Here is a 20,471-nt window from a genome sequence, read left to right as displayed (position 1 = left end):
TTGGCAGAACCGACTTTTTATTCAGGATATTGAATACCTGTTGTTATGGTTAAACACACCGAACCCGATCAGTCGCTGATCAAGATGCCGTCGCTACGCGCAGTCAAATCCTTCGTGGCGGCCGCCAAGTACCAGAACTTCACCCGTGCTGCCGAAGCCCTGTGCGTGACCCAGGCGGCGATCAGCCGGCAGATTCGCGAGCTGGAAACCTACCTCGGTGCCGAGCTGTTCACCCGCGCCGGCCGCGCCGTGGAGCTGACCGCCGCCGGTTCGATCTTCTACGATGCCGCGCAACTGTCATTCGTCAACATCGCCCAGGCGGCCGAGCGCATCCGTAGCAACAACGCCGGCAAACGGGTGCTGACCCTGTGCTGCTCACCGGCGTTTTCCGCCATGTGGCTGGCCCATCGCCTGCCGAGCTTCTTCAGCGCCAACCCGGATGTTGACCTCAACCTGATCACCACGCAGAACTTCCTGTCCATGGAACCCGGCGTGCGCCCGGACATCTTCATCACCAAGATGGCCAAGATCCGCGCGGGCTACCGCAGCCTGCCGATGTTCCATGACGTCATCTACCCGGTGTGCACCCCGCGCTACCTGGACCAGCATCCCGAGCTCAGTAATCTGGAAGGGCTGCGCGACAGCGTGCTGCTCAACCTCAGTCCCTATGGCCGCTCGCAGGTGGCCGAGCATGTCGACTGGGGCGTGTGGCTGGCCTTTCACGACATCGACATCGAGACGCGCGCCCACGACAGCCCGCACTTCTTCAACGCCAACGACTACAACATGCTGGTGCAGATGGTGCTCAACCATCAGGGCGTGGCGCTGGGCTGGAACCACCTGGTCGGCCATCTGGTCGCCCAGGGCCTGCTGGTGCGGCCGGTCGAGCAGGAAGTGGTGCACAAGGAAAGCCTGCACTACCTGACCTTCAGTGAAGACAAGGAAGATGACGAGGCCTGCTGCCGACTGCGCGACTGGCTGATGCAACAGTTTTAACAGACCGTTGGAAACTACCTACGTTGCCGATACGGCGTTAAAAACGGCCTGTTAATTACCTGTAGTTATTGATAACCCCAACATCAGGTTATTGATATTACCCCCTCTCTTTTAGGGTCGTTAATCACACAACCACCCCTCATTTAAAAACCTGCCCCGCGCAGGTTTTTTTATGCCTGGGATTTGTCGCCGACCCATAACCTTTGATTATGAATTACCGCCCCTAAATGTTGCTTATTGCAGCGGCTAAAACGGCCGTAATCTTTTTCTCGAAATCACAACACATTCAATCTCTTCCAGTCAGGTGACCGCATGAACTTCGATGGTGTTTGGACTCCGGTAGTAACGCCCTTCAACCAAGACGGCGCGATAGATTTCTCAGCCTTGAGCGCGGTGATCGACAGCCTGATCGGTCACGGTGTACACGGCCTGATCATCGGCGGCACCACCGGCGAGTATTACGCCCTGAGCAATGCCGAACGTAAGCAGCTGTTCGACGTGGTCAGTGAACAGGCCAAGGGCCGCATCACCCTGATGGCCGGGATCAACGCCACCAGCACCGAAGAAAGCCTCGACCTGGGGCACTACGCCAAGGCCGCCGGTTTCGACGCCATCCTTCTGGCCGCCCCCTACTACTGCCAGCCGACCCAGGAAGAACTGCTGGCCCACGCCCTGTGCGTGGATGACGCCCTGGACATGCCGACCATGCTCTACAACTTCCCGGCACGCACCGGCACGCCGATGAGCTTCGAGTTCATCGATGGCCTCAAGGGTCGGCCGAATTTCCAGGCGATCAAGGAGAGCACCGGCTCGGTCGAGCGCATGCACACCCTGACCCAGGACTACGCCGGCCAGCTGCAGGTCAGCTGCGGCATGGACGATCAGATTCTCGAGTTTTTCACCTGGGGCGCACGTAGCTGGGTCGGCGGCGCCTCCAACTTCCTCGCCCCCGAGCACGTGGCCCTGTACCAGGCCTGCGTGGTCGAGCAGGACATGATCAAGGGCCGTGAGCTGGCCCAGCGCCTGCTGCCGATGCTCAACCTGCTGGAGCAAGGCGGCAAGTTCTGCCAGTACATCAAGCAGGGCTGCGAATTTGCTGGCCTGCCCGTCGGCCAGACTCGCCGCCCATTACTGCCGCTGAATGAGGCCGAAAAAGCCGCCTTCAAGCAGACCTATGAGCAGCTGATTGCCCACCGCAGTTAACCCTTCAGGCGTCTAGGAGGCATTCTCTATGCAGCTGCACTGTAATTTCCTGCCCCAGGACGATGGGCACTGCGGTTGGTACGAGACCCTGCCGCCAGCGCCGCCAAGCACGCCGCTGCGCGGCACGGTGCAGGCCGACTGGGTGGTGCTCGGCGCCGGCTACGCCGGCCTGGCCGCCGCCCGCCGTCTGGCCGAGCTGCAACCGGACGCAAGCATTGCCCTGATCGATGCCAAGCGCGTCGGTTTTGGCGCGGCCGGACGCAATTCGGGCTTCATGGTCGACCTGCCCCATGACCTGACCTCCCACAGCTACACCAGCAGCCAGGAGGCCGATCACAAGATCATTCGCCTCAGCCGTGGCGCCATCGACTACACCCGCGAGATCGTCCAGCGCCATGGCATCCAGTGCGACTGGCGCGAACAAGGCAAGCTGCACGGCGCGGCCAACGAACGCGGCAGCCAGGCACTGGCCGAGTTCGCCAAGGGTCTCAACGCCCTGGGCGAACCCTACCGCCTGCTCGATGCCGGGCAGATGAAGGCCGTCACCGGTAGCGACTTCTACCAGGCCGGCCTGCATGCCCCTGGCGCAGTGCTGGTGCAACCGGCGGCGCTGTCGCGCGGCCTGGGTCAGAGCCTGCCGGCCAACGTGCGCCTGTTCGAAGAAAGCCCGGTGCTGGATATCAAAGTGGGCAAGCCCCACGTGCTGACCACCGCCCACGGCAGCATCAAGGCGCCACGCATGGTGCTGGCCAACAACGCCTATGCCTCGAACTTCGGCCAACTCGGGCTCAAGGGTCGCCTGTTGCCGGTCTACACCTACGGCAGCATGACCCGCCAACTGACCCCCGAGGAGCTCGCGCGTCTCGGTGGCGAGGAAAGCTGGGGACTGATTCCGGCCGACCCGCTCGGCTCCACCGTGCGCCGGCTGGCCAATGGACGCATCTGCGTGCGCAACTCCTTCACCTACAACCCCGAGGTGCAGGCCTCGGCCAGCACCCTGCAACGGGTGCGCCGGGCCCATCGCAAGTCGTTCGAGAGCCGCTTCCCGATGCTCGCGGAGGTCGACTTCGAATACACCTGGGGCGGTGCCCTGTGCATCTCGCGCAACAACGGCTCGGTGTTCGGCGAGATTGCCCCCGAGGTGTTCAGCGCGGTGTGCTGCAACGGCCTGGGCCTGACCCGCAGCACCATCTCCGGCAAGTTGATCGCCGATTACGCCCTGGGCGTGGACAGCGACCTGTTGAACATCATGCTGGAACAGCCCAAACCCTCGCGCAATCCGCCCGAACCACTGCTGGGCCTGGGCGTGCGCTCGTCCATTGCCTGGAAAGAGTGGACCGCCGGCGTAGAACTCTAAGAGCCTGTTCACGATTTCGCGAGCTAGAGCCATGCAATACCGATGGCGGCCCCGCAAAAACAAGCGAGGAACGGTCGGAGTCGCGGGCGACTTTACGAGCTGTAAATGAGCATTCCGAGCTTGTTTTTAACGCAGCAGGGCCGACGCACAGCAGATCGTGAACAGGCTCTGAAACTTCTCAACCTTCAGGAGAAACACAATGACTGACACCCTCACCCGCAGCGCGATTGATCAGCAGGTCGAGCGCCTGGAGTACCGCAACCAGGCCTTTATCAACGGCCGCTTCGTCGCCGCCCGCTCGGGCGCCACCTTCAGTACCCTGAATCCGGCCACCGGCCAGGTATTGAGCGAAATCGCCGCCTGCGACGCCGAGGATGTCGACGACGCCGTAAAAGCGGCCCGTGCCGCGTTCGACGCGGGCGTCTGGTCCCGACTCGCGCCGGCCGAGCGCAAGGCGACGATGATCCGCTTCGCCGAGCTGATCGATGCCAATCGCCTGGAACTCTCGGTTCTGGAGTCCCTGGAAGCCGGCAAGCCGGTCGGCGAGTGCTACGCCATCGACATCCCCGACACCGCCAACACCATCCGCTGGCACGCCGAGGCCGGCGACAAGCTGTATGACGCCCTGTCGCCCTCCGCCCCCGGCAACATCGGCATGATCAAGCGCGAACCCATTGGCGTGGTCGGCGCCGTGCTGCCGTGGAACTTCCCCTGCATGATGGCCGGCTGGAAGCTGGGCCCGGCGCTGATCACCGGCAACAGCGTGATCCTCAAGCCGGCCGAGCTGACCTCCCTGGCCACCCTGCGCCTGGCCGAACTGGCCTTCGAGGCCGGCATCCCGGCTGGCGTACTCAACGTAGTACCGGGCCTCGGCCACACTGCCGGCAAGGCCATCGGCCTGCACCCGGACATCGACATGACCGCCTTCACCGGCTCCACCGAGGTCGGTCGGCTGTTTCTCGAATACTCGGCCAAGAGCAACCTCAAGCGCGTGGTGCTCGAATGTGGCGGCAAGAACCCACAGGTGGTGATGGGCGATGCCGGCGATCTCCAGGCGGTGGCCAGCAACGTGCTCAGCGCGGCATTCTGGAACATGGGCGAGAACTGCTCGGCGGGCTCGCGCCTGATCGTCCATCGTTCGATCAAGGACGCGCTGCTCGAGGAAATGCTCAGCCAGCTTGAGGACTGGGCCACCGGCGATCCGCTGGACCCGAGCGTGCGCCTCGGCGCCCTGATCGAAGAAGCGCACATGGACAAGGTTCTCGGGCATATCGAGCAGGCCAAGGCCGAAGGCTGCAAGCTGGTCACCGGCGGCGTGCGCCTGCATGCCGAGAGCGGCGGCTATTTCGTCGCACCGACCATCTTCGACGCCACCAGCAACCGCTCTTCGGTTGCGCAAGATGAGATTTTCGGCCCGGTGCTGGCGGTGATCGCCTTCGACACCGAGGAAGAAGCCATCGCCATCGCCAACGACACCTGCTACGGCCTGGCCGCCTCGCTGTGGACCGCCAACATCAACACGGCGCACCGCATGGCCGCGGCGATCCGCGCCGGCACCGTGTCGGTCAACTGCTTCTCCGAGGGCGACATCAGCACCCCGTTCGGCGGCTACAAGCAGTCCGGCTTCGGCGGCCGCGACAAGTCGATCTACGCCCACGACCAGTACTGCGAGCTGAAGACCACCTGGATTCAGCTGTCCTAGCAGGTCGCTAAACAGGGCAAGCGTAGCCCGGCCGCTGAACCGGCCGGAGCGCTGCATGATCAACCGAACCCCCTCCCCGTACTGATCGGTGAGGGGTTCGGCCCTATTGCCGAGAAACGCTCATGAACAGTCTCACCAGCAGTGAATACCTCAACCCGGTCAGCACCCAGACCTGGGCCAATGGCCGCCATCTGGTGCGCTGCCTCAAGGTCATCAAGGAAACGTCGGACGTCATCACCTACTGCTTCAGCATGCAGGAGCCGGTGCTGTTCTTTTTCAAGCCGGGGCAGTTCGTCACCCTGGAACTGGAGATCGACGGCGAGCAGGTGATGCGTTCCTACACCATCTCCAGCGCTCCCTCGATCCCCTACAGCTTCTCCATCACGGTCAAGCGCGTACCCGGCGGCCGGGTGTCGAACTGGCTGCACGAGCACCTCAAGGAAGGCGAGGTGATCGCCGTGCACGGCCCGGTCGGCCAGTTCAACTGCATCGACTACCCGGCCGACAAGGTGCTGCTGCTCTCCGGCGGCGTCGGCATCACTCCGGTGATGTCCATGGCGCGCTGGTTCTTCAACACCAACACAGAGGTCGACATGGTGTTCGCCCACAGCGCGCGCACCCCGGCCGACATCATCTACCGCGCCGAGCTGGACTACATGTCCACGCGGATCGACAACTTCAAGCTGCACCTGATCTGCGAGCGCAACGAAACCGGGCAGATCTGGGGCGGCTACCGCGGTTTTCTCAGTCGCGAGATGCTGCAGCTGATCGCCCCGGACTTCCTCGAGCGCGAGGTGTTCTGCTGCGGTCCGGCGCCTTATATGAAAGCCGTGCGCCGCCTCCTCAGCGAGGCCGGCTACGACATGGCGCACTATCACGAGGAATCCTTCGGCGCGACGCCAGACAAGGACATCGCCAGTGCCGAAGAACAGGCCGCCGTGGCCCTGGCTCAGGCCGAGCAGCCGCAAGTCAGCCATTGGGTGACCTTCAGCGACTCCGGCAAGTCGGTGCAGGCCGAACTGGGCACGACCCTCTACGAGGCAGCCGCCAGCGCCGGCCTGACTATCCCCAAAGCCTGCGGCATGGGCATCTGCGGCACCTGCAAGGTGCGCGTGGTGACCGGCGAGACGGCCATGGAGCACAACGGCGGCATCTCCGAAGAGGAAGTCGCCGAGGGCTATGTGCTGAGCTGCTGCACCCGGGTCACCGGCAATGTCGAGGTGGTGTACTAGTGGCCTGCGCCAGCGGCTAAGCGCTGACGCGAGGCACCACGGGTCACTCCAGATCGCGCAACAGCTCGAGCAGCGCCTTGGCCGTGTATTCGGACGAGGCCGGGTTCTGCCCGGTGATCAGCAAGCCATCGGTAACCACGTAGGTATGCCAGTCGTCTGCCTTGGCATACTGGCCGCCGTTGGCCTGGAGCATGTCCTCGACCAGGAACGGCACTACATCGGTCAGTTGCACCGCGGCTTCCTCGCTATTGCTGAAGCCGGTGACGCGCTTGCCGTTGACCAGTGGCTGACCATCGGCGCCCTTGGTATGACGGAATATCGCCGGTGCGTGGCACACCGCGCTGACCGGTTTGCCCGCGCCATAAAAGGCTTCGACCAGGGCAATGGAGTGAGCATCTTCGGCCAGATCCCAGAGTGGACCGTGGCCGCCCGGGTAAAACACCGCGTCATAGTCATCGGCGCTAATGCCCGCCAATTGTTGGGTATTGGCCAGCGCGTCCTGCGCTTCAGGGTCGCCGCGAAAGCGCTCGGTAGCCGGCGTTTGTGCGTCCGCTTCATCACTCACCGGGTCCAGCGGCGGTTGCCCGCCCTTGGGTGAGGCCAGGGTCAGTTCGGCGCCGGCATCCTTGAACACATAATAGGGCGCGGCGAATTCCTCCAGCCAGAAGCCGGTTTTCTTGCCGGTGTTGCCCAGCTGATCGTGCGACGTCAAAACCATCAGAATCTTCATGCTGTCCTCTCCTTTCAATGGATTAGTCATCGGCGCCGACGCGGATCACCAGCTTGCCGAAGTTCTTGCCTTCCAGTACGCCGATAAAGGCTTGGAGTATGGATAGCATTATGTACATGACTCGACGGGGCCACTGCTGGGAATCCATCTGAGTTTGTCGCCTTATCCGTTTTCATTCGCCAGCAGACCTGCAATCCTTGCCGCTCTCGATCAGGTATCAGCCTTGAGGTAACCATGAACATCAGCTCGGACTTCGACAGCGGCAACATCGAGGTAATTGATGCCAGCAACCCACAGCAGGTGCTGCTGGCGATGCGCCCCGATCTGAACAGCCATCACTTTCAGTGGTTCCATTTCAAGGTCGACGGCCTGAGCCCTGGCCAGCACTACGGATTCAGCCTGAACAATGCCGGCGAATCCGCCTACAACCGGGCCTGGAGCGGTTACCACGCGGCCGCCTCTTATGACCAGGTCAACTGGTTTCGCGTGCCGAGTCGCTTCGACCAGGGCGCCCTGCATTTCGCCATCGAACCGCGCGAAGCCCAGGTCTGGTTCGCCTACTTCGAGCCTTACAGCCGCGAACGCCACGCCTGGTTGATCGAGCAGGCGCTGAGCAAGGCTGGCGCCGAATTGTTCGCCAGCGGCACGAGCATCGAGGGCCGCGCCATCGAGTTGCTGCGCGTCAGCCGTAACCCGGCTGCTCAGCGCAGGGTGTGGATTATCGCCCAGCAGCACCCCGGCGAGCACATGGCCGAATGGTTCATGGAGGGCGTGATCGAGCGCCTGCAGAACCGCGAAGACGCCGAGCTGAACGCCTTGTTGGAAAAGGCCGACCTCTATCTGGTGCCGAACATGAACCCGGATGGTGCCTTCCGCGGCCATCTGCGCACCAACGCCGCCGGTCAGGACCTCAATCGCGCCTGGCAGTCGGCCAGCGAGGCACGCAGTCCCGAGGTGTTCTTCGTCCAGCAGCAGATGCGCCGGGTCGGTGTCGACCTGTTCCTCGACATCCATGGCGATGAGGAAATTCCCCACGTGTTCACCGCAGGCTGCGAAGGCAACCCCGGTTACAGCCCACGCCTGGAACGACTGGAAAGCGACTTCCGTCGCCGTCTGCTGGCGACAGGTGCGGAATTCCAGACCGAGCATGGCTACCCGCATGACGAACCAGGCCAGGCCAACATGACCCTGGCCTGCAACGCGGTGGGCGAAGAGTTCGACTGCCTGTCCTTCACCATCGAGATGCCGTTCAAGGACCACGACGACAGGCCCAACCCCGTGACCGCCTGGGACGGTAAACGCTCCAAACAACTGGGCAAGGATGTGCTCAGCGTCGTCGCCAGCATGGTCGACCAGCTGCGCTAAGCGCAGGGCTGCTGCTCAGAGCAGGTCGAGCTGTTCGAGTTCGGCCTCGACCATGGGCTCGGGCAAGGCTGGCAAACCGGGTAACCGTTGCATCAGCTGACCGTGAAAGCGCCGCGCCAGTTGCGGCGCCAGATGATTGTCCGAGGTGTGCAGGAAGACGTAGGGGCTTCGCCCTTCCTCGATCCAGGTGGCGACCTTATCCAGCCAGGGCGCCATGAAGCGGTCATTGGCCTCGAGTTGCGGGTGGCCGATGAAACGCAGCTGCGGCGCCTGGCTGAACGCCGTCGGGCGCAACGGCAAGCGCGGCTTCTTCGCCTGGGCATGCAGCACCGCAGGCTCGCGGGATGGGCAGCTGAACAAGGCCCGCGCATCCAGGCAGATGCGTTCGATGCCATGCCCCAGCAACAGGCGGTTGAGCGCCCGCTCCTCCTCGCCCTTGGCGAAGAACGCCGGATGACGCACTTCCACGGCCAATGCCGTGTCGCCCCAGTGCTGGATAAACGCCGCCAGCTCCGCCAGCCGTCCAGGGCCGAAACTGGCCGGTAACTGCAACCAGTAGGGGGCAACGCGCGGGCCCAGCGGCGCCAGCAATGTGCGGAAGTCATCGGTGGCAGCCAGCTGCCCCCGCAAGTCCCCCGAGTGACTGATATCGCGCGGCAGTTTGGCGCAAAAGCGAAAGTTGGCTGGCATACGCTCAACCCAACGCGCCAGGGTCTGTGCGGAAGGCCGCGCATAGAAGGTGGTATTGCCTTCGACGGCATTGAACGATTGGCTGTAGAGCGGCAGAAAATCCGCGCTGCGAGCATCTGCCGGATACAACGAGGAACGCCAGGCCGGTTCACTCCAGGACGGGCAACCGAGGTAATAAGGCAGCATCAGGCTATGTTGACCTAGGCGTAGAGATCGAGACCCAGCACCTGCTGCGCGTCGGGCTCAGCGACCAAGGAAGCGGTACTGCTGTAACTGGCGATCGCCTGGGCGGCGCGACTGCTCAACCCGGGCTGATAGACCGAGTCATTCAGGCGGGCGGGCAAACTGTCGGTGCTGCCACTGGAAGCCTGCACCCGGCGCAATTGCGCGGCCTGCTCCAAACCCTGGCTGGTCGCAGGTGTTGCCGGTTGCTCACGACGTTGTTCTATCTCACGCTGGGCTTCGCGAAAAGGCGTCACCGCCGTCCCCGGGCGGGGGCCGCGATCCAGCGAGTAAGAAGGAATGGAGCCGTCGATACGCATCAATTACTGCCCGGCTGGTTGGCCTAGTGCGTGAGGTTAGTCAGACCATTTAACCCTCGTCTGCCGCACTTGGCAATCGAGGTCCCGATACTTGCGCCAATCAACGACTGACGGCCCTTATGGCGCGGCTTTAGGCGTTGCGACTTTATCACGCAGATAGACCGGCTGGGCCTCGTCGGCCACCACCGCCTCACCCCGTGCCCAAGCGAAGCGCGCCAGGCTGAGCAGGTCTTCGGCATGCGGCAACATGGCGCCATCCTGGGCACTGACCTGCGGCGCAAGCCGCTCGGCATAAGCGCCCCAACCGGTTCCGGCGCCGAACCAGTCGCCAGCCGCGTCACGCGGCAAGCTCGCCTGCTCCGGCGGCAGCACGGACTCGACCCCGAGCAGACGCATCTCCCCCTGATCGGCGCGGTAGCAGCCCCAATAAACCTCATCCATGCGCGCATCAATGGCGGCTGCGACCTGGCTCGCACCATGCTCGCGCAGTGCGCGCTGGGCCAGTACCGCGAGGTTGGACACCGGCAGCACTGGACGCTCCAGGGCAAAGGCCAGACCTTGCACCACGCCGATGGCGATGCGCACGCCGGTAAAGGCGCCAGGCCCCCGGCCGAAGGCGATGGCGTCAAGCGCCGACAGCGGCACGTCGGCTTCGTCGAGCAGAGCCTTGATCATCGGCAACAGGCGCTGGGCATGCAGGCGCGGAATGACTTCGTAATGGCTGAGCACCTTGCCGTCATGCAACAGGGCAACGGAGCAGGCTTCAGTGGCGGTATCGAGGGCCAGCAGAGTAGTCATGGCAACGGACAGACAAACGAGTGGGCGGGCATTAAACCGGTTTAGCAGCTTTTTTGCCAGCCACCCGACCCGCCATTGCGACGCGCCGGACGACGGACTCACCGAGAGGGGTGAACGACAGGATCTCAGTGCAGCTGATCAGGGGTGACTACGATCCAGTTCTTGTCGGCGTTCACCGGCAGGCCCAGCTCGCCCTGGCGCTTGGCCGCAGTGGCCTGCCAATCCTTGACCTGCTGGGTGTACTTGGCCTTGCGGTCGACCCAGATGCGCAGACCGCCCTTGCTGGTGTCAGTCGCATTGAACAGCATATAACCGTCGGACAGCGGCGTGTCGCCCGCTACCAGCACCGGCATTTTCCACTGGTCAATCCAGCCGAAGATGGTGCCGAGCTTGCCTTCATACCAGGTCATCGGGTTCATCAAGAAAGGCGTCACTTCCAGGTCGAGGTTTTTCGCCGGATCGTAATTGCCCTTCTGCACCTGCAGGCGCGAGGTGGTCAGGGCCCCGCTCTTGCGGTCCTTGAGCAGCATGTTGACGCCGATGACGTTGGCCGGCTTGACGTTATATCCGTACTGCGGATCGCTTGCGATCATCCGCACCAGCTCTTCGCTGGCCGCACTGATCACATAAACCTCGATGCCGTTCTCCTGCAGACGATTGTAGAGTTCCTGCATGCCGGCGAAGGGTTTCGGCGGGTTAACACTGCCCTCGACCACCTTGTCGCCGTCGTAGTACTTCAGCGGAATCGGCTTGCCGTAGGCCATGACCTCATCGACGTAGCCCTTAAGCTCGCGCAGGGTAAAGCCGGAGAAGATCTGCGCTACCCAGGGGTAGCAGACCAGGTTGTCCACTTCGCACAGGCGGTAGTAGTAGCTGTTGAGGCTCTCCTTGAATTCGGCCGTGTCCTTGAATGGGATCAACTTGAGCGAGGGGTCCATCTTCTCGCGGGTGAGAATGCCCTTCATCTCCAGGTAAGGCAGCAAGGACTCTTCGATGTCGAACTGATAGGTGGTGTTGTCCATATCGAAGACCGCATAGGCGCCTTTGTTGGCATTCGCCGCGATCATCTTGTCGATCTTCGCGGCCGCCTCGGCCGGCCAGTGTTGCAGTTCGGTAGCGGCCGAGACGCCCAGGGACGCAACGCTCATGGCCAAACCGATCATCCACGCCTGCATAGCTCTCATGTGTTCTCCTACTTCCGTTTAGTGAAGAATTAAGCCTATCTGGTATAGACCAGGCACTCGAGGCTAGTTTGCCTGAACAAGACGACTGTTCTGAGAACGACCCCAACTTAACCGCCCGCACCACACCCGCACCAGAAACGACAACGGCCCGCAAGCGGGCCGTTGTTGACAAGGGGGGTAACCGACTCAGCTGAGCGCGGCCAGGACCTTGGCGGTGATCTCGTCCACCGAACCGACGCCGGCGATGGCGCTGTACTTCGGCGTACCTTCAGCGGCGGCCTGCTTCTGGTAGAAGTCGACCAACGGTTTGGTCTGCGAGTGATAGACCGACAGGCGGTGACGCACGGTCTCCTCCTTGTCGTCCTCACGCTGAATCAGCGCTTCGCCCGTTTCGTCGTCTTTACCGGCGACTTTCGGCGGATTGTGTTCGGTGTGGTAGACCCGCCCTGAACCCGGATGCACACGACGACCGGCGATACGTCCGACGATTTCCTCATCGTCGACGGCAATTTCCACCACATAATCGATGTTCACGCCGGCTTCCTTCAGGGCCTCGGCCTGAGGAATGGTGCGCGGAAAGCCATCGAAGAGGAAACCCTTGGCGCAATCGGCCTCGGTGATGCGCTCCTTGACCAGATTGATGATCAGATCATCGGAGACCAGCCCGCCTGCGTCCATGACGCTCTTGGCTTTCAGGCCCAGTTCGCTACCGGCCTTGACCGCAGCACGTAACATGTCGCCGGTGGAGATTTGCGGAATACCAAACTTCTTGGTGATGAAACCAGCCTGGGTACCTTTACCGGCACCGGGCGCTCCCAGCAGAATCACGCGCATCGATGTGCTCCTCAAGATTTAAGTGAAAATCGTCGGACTCGCCTCATGGGGCCAATCTCTGAATAGTTCGGGCGGCAATGGCCTAAGCTGCCAGGCTGCCAAAAGGCTGACCAAGATACACAGCGCACCCCCACCACACAAGCCACCTAAAGTCGGATACGCCAGGGCCTTTCGGACGCCTTCCGACAGCCCGGCGCATGTCGCTTTGGGCGCTCTGAAAGCTCTATCTCAGGCGCCTCGTCCGGGTGTGTTAGCCGGTGTTGCGCAAGCCGGCGGCAATCCCTGCAACACTGACCAGCAACGCCTGTTCCAGAGGGCTGTCGGCCTGATTTTCACGCTGCCGGGAGCGCGCCAGCAGTTCGGTCTGGAGCAGGTGCAGGGGGTCCAGGTAGGTGTTGCGCACGCTGATCGCTTCCAGGGTTTCGGGACTGTGTGCCAACAGCTGCGACTGCCCGGTCAGCCCCAGCACCGCGGCACTGGCCTGCGACAATAGGTCACGCAAGCGTTCACCCAAAGGTCGTAAAGAGGACTCGACCAGTCGTTCGTCGTACAGCTCGGCGATCGCCCCGTCGGCCTTGGCCAGGACCATCTCCAGCATATCGATGCGAGTGCGAAAGAACGGCCAGTGTTCGCGCATCTGCCCCAGCAACTGACTTTCGCCACGCTGCAGTGCGTTGGCCAAGGCGTGCTCCCAACCCAACCAGGCCGGCAGCATCAGGCGGGTCTGGGTCCAGGCGAAGATCCACGGAATCGCCCGTAAACTCTCGACACCACCGGCTCGGCGCTTGGCCGGCCGACTGCCCAGTGGCAGCCGCCCAAGTTCCTGCTCAGGCGTGGCCTGGCGAAAGTACTCGACGAACTGCGGATGCTCGCGCACGACACCGCGGTAGGCGCTGACGCCATCGGCGGCCAGCCGATCCATCAGCTCACGCCAGGCTGGCTCCGGCGTTGGCGGCGGCTGCAAGGTGGCTTCCAGCACGGCCGCCAGATAGAGGTTGAGGTTCTGTTCGGCGATGTCCGGCAAGCCGAACTTGAACCGGATCATTTCGCCCTGTTCGGTGGTACGAAAGCGCCCGGCCACGGAACCCGGCGGTTGCGAGAGGATCGCCGCATGGGCTGGACCGCCGCCACGGCCAACGGTGCCGCCACGCCCGTGGAACAACAGCAACTCGACCTGCTGCTCGCTGCACACCTTTACCAGGGTTTCCTGTGCCCGATACTGCGCCCAGGCCGCCGCCGTGGTGCCGGCGTCCTTGGCCGAGTCGGAATAACCGATCATCACCTCCTGCGGCCCGTGCAAGCGCGCCCGATATCCCGGCAGATTGAGCAGGCGCTCGATCACCGGCCCGGCCTGGTCCAGGTCGGCGAGGGTCTCGAACAGCGGCACCACGCGCATCGGCCGCTGCAAGCCGGCTTCCTTCAACAGCAACTGCACGGCCAGTACATCGGAAGGTGCCCCGGCCATGGAGATCACGTAGGAGCCCAGGGAGGCGGCGGGAGCAGCCGCCACTTCTCGGCAGGTGGCGAGCACCTCGGCGGTTTCTGCACTGGGCTTGAAGTGAGCCGGCAACAGTGGCCGACGGCTATCCAACTCAGCCTGGAGAAACTGCAGGCGCGCCTCTTCATCCCACTCGGCGTAGTGACCGAGGCCCAGATAATCGGTGATTTCATCCAGTGCCGCGGCGTGACGACTGGCATCCTGGCGCACATCCAAACGCACGAGAAACAGACCGAAGGTCACCGCCCGGCGCAGGCAGTCGAGCAGCGGACCATCGGCGATCACCCCCATGCCGCAGTCGTGCAGGGACTGATAGCAACACTGCAAGGGCTCGAGTAATTCGCGGTTGTCCTGCAATACCGCTGGCGATACGGCTGGCTGACCATGCAGTGCCTCCTGCGCCCAGCTCCGGGTCGCCCGCAGGCGCTCCCGCAGTTGTTTGAGCAGGCTGCGGTAGGGCTCGATGCTGTCGCCGACCTGCGCCCGCAATTCTGGGTTGGCTTGCTGCATGGACAGTTCGGCGGCCAGTTGTTCGATATCACGCAGGTACAGATCGGCGGCCATCCAGCGCGCCAGCAACAACACTTCACGGGTCACCGCGGCCGTCACATTGGGGTTGCCGTCACGGTCGCCGCCCATCCAGGAGGCGAAGCGAATCGGTGCCGCCGTCAGCGGCAGGCGCAGTCCGGTCGTCGCCTGCAAGGCCTGATCGGCCTTGCGCAGAAAGCTCGGCACCGCCTGCCACAGCGAATGTTCGATCACCGCGAAGCCCCACTTGGCTTCATCCACCGGGCTCGGCCGGCTGCGGCGGATTTCTTCGGTATGCCAGGCCTCGGCGATCAGCCGCTGCAAGCGCGCGGTGACCTGCTCGCGCTCGGCACTGGACAAGTCGCTGTGGTCTTGCGCCGCCAGTTGTGCGGCGATGGCGTCGTACTTCTGGATCAGGGTGCGCCGCGCCACTTCAGTCGGGTGGGCAGTCAGCACCAGTTCGATGTCCAGACGGCCGAGCTGACGCGCCAAGGCATCGGCGCTGTGCCCCTTGGCCAGCAGGCGCTGCAACAGTTCGGGCAGCACACGCGACTCGAAGGGCTCGGGCTCGTTGGCGCCGCGCCGTCGAATTCGATGGTACTGCTCGGCGATGTTGGCCAGGTTGAGGAACTGGTTGAAGGCGCGCGCCACCGGCAGCAATTCATCGTCGTTCAATTGATCGAGGGCGGCGCTGAGCTGTTCGGCACCGGCAGCCGAGCCGCGCCGAGCGGTTTTTGCGCCTTTACGGATGCGTTCGATCTTGCCGAGAAAGGCCGCGCCATACTGCGCGTTGATGGTATTGCCCAACAGCTCGCCGAGCTGATGCACGTCCTCGCGCAAACGCGCGTCGATTTCCGCCATGACCGATCCTCCGCTGATACGTGAAAGCCAAGAGTGCCCAGCGCGGCAAGTTCTTACAAGGGCACGACGTAGAGCCTCTACGCGCCGCAAAGCAGTCTAGGCTTAAAGCAGGGTCCGGCTTCAAGCAAAAAGGCCGGCCCGAGCAAACGGAATAGCACAAGCGCCTACTATGCATAGGCGAAGGACGAGGTAGTTATGAAGATTCGCGAGCTTGTCCACCATTGGGAACAGAACTCCAAGGGTCGCCTGACCCGTAGCACCTACCAGATCCACCTCGATCTGGAAGCTGCGGCGCGCTTGGCGGCCCTGACGGAGATGTACCCCAAGCACCACACCGAAGAATTGCTCGGCGAGCTGATCGGTGCAGCGCTGGAAGAAATGGAAGCCAGCCTGCCCTACGTCAAAGGCAGCCAGGTGGTGGCGACCGATGAACAGGGCGATCCCCTGTATGAAGACATTGGTCCAACCCCACGCTTCCTCGCCTTGTCACGCAAGTACCTACGTGAATTGAGCCTGCAACAGGACAGTGCCGAGCACTGAGAGGCCGTGAAAAACTCTCGCCTACTGCGACCGCTTCCAAACGCCCGCTACGGTGTTGCTCTATGTGAAAAACAGGGGGGCCTGCCGCGAAGACCTGAAGGTGGCCTCGCGACGGCGCTCGATATTTTCACAACCTATGAGGGTTGCCGGTAAACACCGACAACCCTCACTGCGCTGCGCTGGGGCTTTGTTCACCCATACAGCGTACGGCCTGCTTTTTATTATCCACCAGTACACCGGTCAGTCCCTTCTGCTCAAGATCGAACAGCACCAGCACGCCATCGACGCACTGCGCCACTTGGTTAGCCGGCTTCAACGAGACCTTGTAGTCCTCGCCGGGCACGGTCTTGAGCATGGTGAAATCAGCTAGCAGCAAGGCATCCTGCGGCTCGGCGAAGTGCACATAACCGTAGTAAGTGAGCACCGCCACGGTCGCGCAGATGCTGCCGATACCGGTGAGGATCAAGGGGATTGCGTCACGCTCGCTCATTGTGAACTCTCAAAATTAGAAACTTTATCCTAGCCGCACGGGCCGACGAAACACGCGGACGGCTGATGAACTACAGCTGATAACACCCGGCCACGCAGCCGCACCCAGGCCACAGGGACACCCGCGGCGGCGCAGCTTGATACAAGTCGAGTGCATTGAAAAGGGCCTGCGGGCTGTGGTTACTGAGCTGGATCAACAACGCAACATCTTCGTGGCCGGCATCTCTCGGCTTGCACCCTCGCCGGCACCCTCAACAGCCAGCAACGGGTCATTTACCGCCCGCGCGGACTTCCTCACGGGCCTTGAAGGTGGCCTCATAGACACGTTCAGCCAGACGCGAAAACGGCAGGCTCTGGATCCATACGGTACCGCTGCCCTTGAGTGTTGCCAGGAAGATGCCTTCACCGCCAAATAACATGCTTCTCAAACCGCCTGCCAACTGGATGTCATAGTCCAGCCCCTCGCTGAACGCCACCAGGCAGCCCGTGTCCAGACGTAGCGTCTCGTTGTTCAACTCCTTGCGGATCACCGTACCGCCGGCATGGACGAAAGCCAGCCCGTCGCCTTCGAGCTTTTGCAGGATAAAGCCTTCACCGCCGAAGAAACCGGCCCCCAGACGTTTGTTGAAGCTGATGCCGATCGCCGTACCGTGGGCGGCGCAGAGGAAGGCGTCTTTCTGGCAGATCAGTTTGCCACCCAGCTCGGCAAGCTGGATCGGCACCACGGTGCCCGGATAAGGCGCTGCAAAAGCGACCCGCGCCGGCGCTTTACCGGCATTGGAAAAGTGCGTCATGAACAGCGATTCACCGGTAAGCATGCGCTTGCCCATGCCCCATAACTTGCCCAGCATACTGGTTGCCGAACCATCGCCCATGCGCGTATCGAAGCGCACCCCTTCGGTCATGTAGTTCATCACCCCGGCTTCGGCGATCACAGTCTCACCGGGATCGAGAATGATCTCCACGCTTTGCGCCGAAGTGCCGAGAATTTCGTAGTCGAGTTCGTGGCTGGGCATTGCAGTCAGTCTCCTGGCAAGTCGGGAAGCGTCCCGGATTTCATCCGGGCTACAGCTCCCGCTGAAGGGTTAGGCACTGCGCCTGAAAGCGTCGCGAGCGAAGATCAGGCTAGGCGAAGATGTGGCCGGAAAGCGGAGTTTACTGGTGTAAATGAGCATTTCCGGCCTCATCTTCAACACCGCATGGTCGAGCGCAGCAGCTTTCAGAGGATGTTGGCGTAGTCGGCTTCGATCCGGTCGAGACTCAGGTGATTGAGGAAGTTGGAGAAGCACATCCACGCCGATAGCGAGTTGAGGTCGCGGAACTGCTCGGGGAGGTATTTCGGCGGTACGACCAGGCCTTCGTCGACCAATTGGCGCAGGGTGCGCATGTCTTCCAGGGTGGTTTTGCCACAGAACAACAAGGGAATCTGCTCCAGCTTGCCCTTGCGCACGGCGAGCTGAATGTAGTTGTAGACCATGATGAAGCCCTTCAGGTAGGACAGGTCCTTGGTGAAGGGCAGCCCGGTCGGAGTCGAGCCACGGAACACTCGACTGGCATTGCTGTAGCCCTCTTCCAGGCTGAAACCCTGTTCGCGATAGAACTCGAACACCTGGAGAAAGTCCGCGCCCTCCTCGGCCATGTGAATGCCGCGCGTGCGATTGGTCAGTTTGCGCAGGCGCGTCGGGTAAGAGGCAAAAGCGATCACCTCCATCAGAATCGCCAGCCCTTCCTGGGTCACCGTGGAGGACGGTGGCCCCTTGGCCAGGAAGGTGCACACCGGCTGATTCAGGCCATTGAGGGTGGTCGCCACATGCACCAGCCCTTCGTGGACTTCCAGGGCCTTGACGTCACGCTGGTTGAACATCGCGTCGGCGCGAATCTTGATGTAATCGGCACCGGCGGCGGCATCGGCGAGGATGCCATCGGACTCGAACACCCTAATGGTTTCTTCCGCCTCACCAAACACCTTGTTGAGGCGGTGTTGCAGCAGGTCGACGGCCTGCTTGGCGGTGAGGTCTTTTGCCTCGTCTTCGAGGTCGCCACGCTTGTCGATGTTATTCAGGTAGTCGGAAAACATCAGCCCCAGGTCGGACAGAGTCGGGTCGCCGGCATGGAAGGCATCCGACGCCGCGCCATACAGCTCCTGCGAGATCAAGCCAAAGTCTTCGGTGCCACGCGCCTCGAGCATGCGGATAACCATGCGGTACTCACGACACATGCGGCGCATGATCTGCCCGACCGGGTTGAACTGGCCCAGCTGGCGGGTGACGTCCCGCTCGATATTCTGAAACTCCAGCTTCTTCGCCGCCGCATCGAAGGCCAGCGGCCGACTGTCGTAATAGGCACGATCAACAACCGGCAATTTTTTGCCTTTGTGCTTGATAAAGCCCTCGCGAATGCTGTCGTCCCACTTAACCGCATCCAGCACGCGAATCGGCGTTTGCGCGTCGACGATCCGCTCGGATAATGCGCGAACGATCAGTTGGTACTCGTCCAGCTCTATTTGGCTGTTCATCGGTCTCTCTTTACACCGCAATGCGGCAAGTTATTGGCCATTGCGCTGATAGCGCGCAACCTCGATAAACACGTCTGAGTTGGCTTGATCGTCCAGGTAGGCAAACACCTTAGACAACGAACTGCTGATCAACACGCCGTCGCCTTGCGCTGTCTCGACCACTTCGCCCTCAAGCACGCCCTGCTCAAGCTCTTGCAGGATACGATCGACGTCCAGGTTGTAGATCACCAGCTCGTTAGTGGTGGTCAACTCGAAGCCGGCGATGGCGAAATTAGCCCCCAGGCGCTTCGGCACACCGGCCGACAGGTACCAGCGGCGTCCGTGATGAGCCACGGTAAAGTCGTACTCTTCCAGGCTGTCGAGGTTGTCCAGGCTGTCGACATAGGTTCTGGCCCGGTAGACGTTGGAGCCGGCACGGCTGATCAGCAGGTAGAGTTGCTCGCCCCATTCATTCTTGCGCGTCCACTCACCCAGCAGTGGAATCGGCGCCGACTCATTGGCCGGAATCGGGTCCTTGAACGTCACCAGGCAACCACTCAACAGCAGGAAGGACATGCCGACCACTAAGCGCCAGGCATTCATTTCGCTCTCCTTGTGCAAACCATTCGGCATAGCGCCGGCTTAAGTATGCCGGCTATTCCTTTATTGGACCGCGTGAACCACCCTGAAACGGTTCACAATCCCAACACCAGATGCATATAGCGTTTAAGAATGGTCAACATACCCTGGTTGTCCAGATGATCTATGCCATCGAGCAGTCCTTGATACTCCATTTGCACGATAATGCCGGTCAATAGCGGGGCATCCTGCTCCGGCTGCTGCGAACCGAGCACCTCGAAGAACCGGGTAACTCCCTGCAGAAGAATGCTGCGATAGGCACGCACCAGTTCATGCAGGCGCGGATTGATCAAGGCTTCCTGCTGGAACGCCTGCTCTGCCAACAGATGATCGCGGCGGGTGAGCAGCTGATGGCGGACATACTCCACCGCGAGCCGTGCAATCTCGTCTGCCAGCCCCCGGCGCGCCTCGACGCTACCGTCGAGCTTGCCGACCTGCTCCTGCAACAGCCCCTCGGTATTGGTCCAGAAAGCTGCCATGTAGGCGGCACTGCGCTCGACAAACTGGGCAAAGGTGTCGGTGATCAAGTCGTCGATATGCTTGAAATAGTAGGTGGTGGCCGACAGCGGCACCTCGGCCTCGGCCGCCACCGAACGATGGCGCACAGCGCGTACGCCGTCGCGCACGATGATGCGCATGGCGGCATCGAGAATCGCCTGGCGCCGCTGCTCACTGCCCTGACGACTGGCCTTGCGGCCCTGATACTGAACACTTTCGGCAACGGTATTGGCCACTCGAGTGGCACTGTCATGAGCAGGCGAAGGAATCACGGTAGGGAAGTCCTCTCAT

At 62.1% G+C, this 20,471-nt stretch carries 19 protein-coding genes; 7 read left to right on the top strand and 12 right to left on the bottom strand.

Annotated features, from left to right (window positions below; translation table 11 throughout):
* The first annotated feature begins 45 nt into the window (after positions 1-45).
* The 5 genes from TMS3_RS10030 to TMS3_RS10010 all read left to right on the top strand — a co-directional run bounded on the left by TMS3_RS10030 (position 46) and on the right by TMS3_RS10010 (position 6,490).
* A complete protein-coding gene (locus tag TMS3_RS10030; protein WP_025165142.1) occupies positions 46-996 on the top strand; it encodes a LysR family transcriptional regulator in 951 nt (316 codons plus the stop codon).
* Between the two features lie 312 nt (positions 997-1,308).
* Positions 1,309-2,199: a dihydrodipicolinate synthase family protein gene (locus tag TMS3_RS10025; RefSeq protein ID WP_025165141.1), complete on the top strand. Its 891-nt coding sequence runs from the start codon at positions 1,309-1,311 to the stop codon at positions 2,197-2,199.
* 28 nt (positions 2,200-2,227) lie between these two features.
* Positions 2,228-3,556: an NAD(P)/FAD-dependent oxidoreductase gene (locus tag TMS3_RS10020; protein WP_025165140.1), complete on the top strand. Its 1,329-nt coding sequence runs from the start codon at positions 2,228-2,230 to the stop codon at positions 3,554-3,556.
* 199 nt (positions 3,557-3,755) lie between these two features.
* On the top strand, positions 3,756-5,258 hold the full coding sequence (locus TMS3_RS10015; protein WP_025165139.1) for an aldehyde dehydrogenase: 1,503 nt from the start codon (positions 3,756-3,758) through the stop codon (positions 5,256-5,258).
* A 122-nt stretch (positions 5,259-5,380) separates the two neighbouring features.
* Positions 5,381-6,490, top strand: coding sequence for a hybrid-cluster NAD(P)-dependent oxidoreductase (locus TMS3_RS10010; protein WP_025165138.1), 1,110 nt, complete (start codon positions 5,381-5,383; stop codon positions 6,488-6,490).
* A gap of 43 nt (positions 6,491-6,533) precedes the next feature.
* Here TMS3_RS10010 and TMS3_RS10005 read toward each other — a convergent pair whose 3' ends face one another.
* On the bottom strand, positions 6,534-7,220 hold the full coding sequence (locus TMS3_RS10005) for a type 1 glutamine amidotransferase domain-containing protein (RefSeq protein WP_025165137.1): 687 nt from the start codon (positions 7,218-7,220) through the stop codon (positions 6,534-6,536).
* Positions 7,221-7,454: 234 nt separating this feature from the next.
* On the opposite strand from TMS3_RS10005, the gene TMS3_RS10000 reads away from it, so the two are divergent.
* The gene (locus TMS3_RS10000) at positions 7,455-8,585 is read left to right on the top strand and encodes a M14 family metallopeptidase (RefSeq protein ID WP_025165136.1); all 1,131 of its coding nucleotides are present in this window, start codon (positions 7,455-7,457) and stop codon (positions 8,583-8,585) included.
* Positions 8,586-8,600: 15 nt separating this feature from the next.
* Here TMS3_RS10000 and TMS3_RS09995 read toward each other — a convergent pair whose 3' ends face one another.
* The 6 genes from TMS3_RS09995 to ppc all read right to left on the bottom strand — a co-directional run bounded on the left by TMS3_RS09995 (position 8,601) and on the right by ppc (position 15,520).
* Positions 8,601-9,461: a DUF72 domain-containing protein gene (locus TMS3_RS09995; RefSeq protein ID WP_025165135.1), complete on the bottom strand. Its 861-nt coding sequence runs from the start codon at positions 9,459-9,461 to the stop codon at positions 8,601-8,603.
* A gap of 14 nt (positions 9,462-9,475) precedes the next feature.
* A complete protein-coding gene (locus TMS3_RS09990; protein ID WP_025165134.1) occupies positions 9,476-9,817 on the bottom strand; it encodes a hypothetical protein in 342 nt (113 codons plus the stop codon).
* 117 nt (positions 9,818-9,934) lie between these two features.
* A complete protein-coding gene (tsaB, locus tag TMS3_RS09985; RefSeq protein ID WP_025165133.1) occupies positions 9,935-10,615 on the bottom strand; it encodes a tRNA (adenosine(37)-N6)-threonylcarbamoyltransferase complex dimerization subunit type 1 TsaB in 681 nt (226 codons plus the stop codon).
* 125 nt (positions 10,616-10,740) lie between these two features.
* Entirely contained in the window at positions 10,741-11,799 is a 1,059-nt protein-coding gene (locus TMS3_RS09980; protein WP_025165132.1) for an HAD family hydrolase, read from the bottom strand.
* Between the two features lie 186 nt (positions 11,800-11,985).
* Positions 11,986-12,633 carry an adenylate kinase gene (adk, locus tag TMS3_RS09975; protein ID WP_025165131.1) on the bottom strand — a complete coding sequence of 216 codons (648 nt, stop codon included), beginning with the start codon at positions 12,631-12,633 and terminating at the stop codon, positions 11,986-11,988.
* A 250-nt stretch (positions 12,634-12,883) separates the two neighbouring features.
* On the bottom strand, positions 12,884-15,520 hold the full coding sequence (gene ppc, locus TMS3_RS09970) for a phosphoenolpyruvate carboxylase (RefSeq protein WP_025165130.1): 2,637 nt from the start codon (positions 15,518-15,520) through the stop codon (positions 12,884-12,886).
* 195 nt (positions 15,521-15,715) lie between these two features.
* Between ppc and TMS3_RS09965 the strand changes: the two genes are divergently transcribed.
* Complete coding sequence (locus tag TMS3_RS09965; protein WP_025165129.1) at positions 15,716-16,060, top strand: hypothetical protein; 345 nt, start codon at positions 15,716-15,718, stop codon at positions 16,058-16,060.
* Positions 16,061-16,226: 166 nt separating this feature from the next.
* On the opposite strand, the gene TMS3_RS09960 is transcribed toward TMS3_RS09965, so the two are convergent.
* The 5 genes from TMS3_RS09960 to TMS3_RS09940 all read right to left on the bottom strand — a co-directional run bounded on the left by TMS3_RS09960 (position 16,227) and on the right by TMS3_RS09940 (position 20,452).
* Positions 16,227-16,550: a hypothetical protein gene (locus tag TMS3_RS09960; RefSeq protein ID WP_025165128.1), complete on the bottom strand. Its 324-nt coding sequence runs from the start codon at positions 16,548-16,550 to the stop codon at positions 16,227-16,229.
* 268 nt (positions 16,551-16,818) lie between these two features.
* Positions 16,819-17,565 (bottom strand): TIGR00266 family protein, encoded by a 747-nt coding sequence (locus tag TMS3_RS09955; RefSeq protein ID WP_025165127.1) that lies wholly within the window; start codon positions 17,563-17,565, stop codon positions 16,819-16,821.
* Between the two features lie 203 nt (positions 17,566-17,768).
* Positions 17,769-19,064 carry a flavohemoglobin expression-modulating QEGLA motif protein gene (locus TMS3_RS09950; protein WP_200929621.1) on the bottom strand — a complete coding sequence of 432 codons (1,296 nt, stop codon included), beginning with the start codon at positions 19,062-19,064 and terminating at the stop codon, positions 17,769-17,771.
* Positions 19,065-19,094: 30 nt separating this feature from the next.
* On the bottom strand, positions 19,095-19,646 hold the full coding sequence (locus tag TMS3_RS09945) for a hypothetical protein (protein ID WP_025165125.1): 552 nt from the start codon (positions 19,644-19,646) through the stop codon (positions 19,095-19,097).
* Between the two features lie 92 nt (positions 19,647-19,738).
* Positions 19,739-20,452, bottom strand: coding sequence for a TetR/AcrR family transcriptional regulator (locus TMS3_RS09940; protein ID WP_025165124.1), 714 nt, complete (start codon positions 20,450-20,452; stop codon positions 19,739-19,741).
* Between the last annotated feature and the right edge of the window lie 19 nt (positions 20,453-20,471).

The sequence above is a fragment of the Pseudomonas taeanensis MS-3 genome (assembly GCF_000498575.2).
Taxonomy (GTDB): Bacteria; Pseudomonadota; Gammaproteobacteria; order Pseudomonadales; family Pseudomonadaceae; genus Aquipseudomonas; species Aquipseudomonas taeanensis.
This window is presented reverse-complemented; position numbering and strand designations above follow the sequence as displayed.

Bases quoted from the DNA above. Each gene is read 5' to 3' on its own strand.
- TMS3_RS09995 (WP_025165135.1), bottom strand. From the start codon at position 9,461: ATGCTGCCTTATTACCTCGGTTGCCCGTCCTGGAGTGAACCGGCCTGG.
- adk (WP_025165131.1), bottom strand. From the start codon at position 12,633: ATGCGCGTGATTCTGCTGGGAGCGCCCGGTGCCGGTAAAGGTACCCAG.
- TMS3_RS10005 (WP_025165137.1), bottom strand. From the start codon at position 7,220: ATGAAGATTCTGATGGTTTTGACGTCGCACGATCAGCTGGGCAACACC.
- TMS3_RS10025 (WP_025165141.1), top strand. From the start codon at position 1,309: ATGAACTTCGATGGTGTTTGGACTCCGGTAGTAACGCCCTTCAACCAA.
- TMS3_RS09965 (WP_025165129.1), top strand. From the start codon at position 15,716: ATGAAGATTCGCGAGCTTGTCCACCATTGGGAACAGAACTCCAAGGGT.
- TMS3_RS09980 (WP_025165132.1), bottom strand. From the start codon at position 11,799: ATGAGAGCTATGCAGGCGTGGATGATCGGTTTGGCCATGAGCGTTGCG.
- TMS3_RS09945 (WP_025165125.1), bottom strand. From the start codon at position 19,646: ATGAATGCCTGGCGCTTAGTGGTCGGCATGTCCTTCCTGCTGTTGAGT.
- TMS3_RS09955 (WP_025165127.1), bottom strand. From the start codon at position 17,565: ATGCCCAGCCACGAACTCGACTACGAAATTCTCGGCACTTCGGCGCAA.
- TMS3_RS09950 (WP_200929621.1), bottom strand. From the start codon at position 19,064: ATGAACAGCCAAATAGAGCTGGACGAGTACCAACTGATCGTTCGCGCA.
- TMS3_RS10010 (WP_025165138.1), top strand. From the start codon at position 5,381: ATGAACAGTCTCACCAGCAGTGAATACCTCAACCCGGTCAGCACCCAG.
- TMS3_RS09960 (WP_025165128.1), bottom strand. From the start codon at position 16,550: ATGAGCGAGCGTGACGCAATCCCCTTGATCCTCACCGGTATCGGCAGC.
- TMS3_RS10000 (WP_025165136.1), top strand. From the start codon at position 7,455: ATGAACATCAGCTCGGACTTCGACAGCGGCAACATCGAGGTAATTGAT.
- TMS3_RS10030 (WP_025165142.1), top strand. From the start codon at position 46: ATGGTTAAACACACCGAACCCGATCAGTCGCTGATCAAGATGCCGTCG.
- TMS3_RS10015 (WP_025165139.1), top strand. From the start codon at position 3,756: ATGACTGACACCCTCACCCGCAGCGCGATTGATCAGCAGGTCGAGCGC.
- ppc (WP_025165130.1), bottom strand. From the start codon at position 15,520: ATGGCGGAAATCGACGCGCGTTTGCGCGAGGACGTGCATCAGCTCGGC.
- TMS3_RS10020 (WP_025165140.1), top strand. From the start codon at position 2,228: ATGCAGCTGCACTGTAATTTCCTGCCCCAGGACGATGGGCACTGCGGT.
- TMS3_RS09990 (WP_025165134.1), bottom strand. From the start codon at position 9,817: ATGCGTATCGACGGCTCCATTCCTTCTTACTCGCTGGATCGCGGCCCC.
- tsaB (WP_025165133.1), bottom strand. From the start codon at position 10,615: ATGACTACTCTGCTGGCCCTCGATACCGCCACTGAAGCCTGCTCCGTT.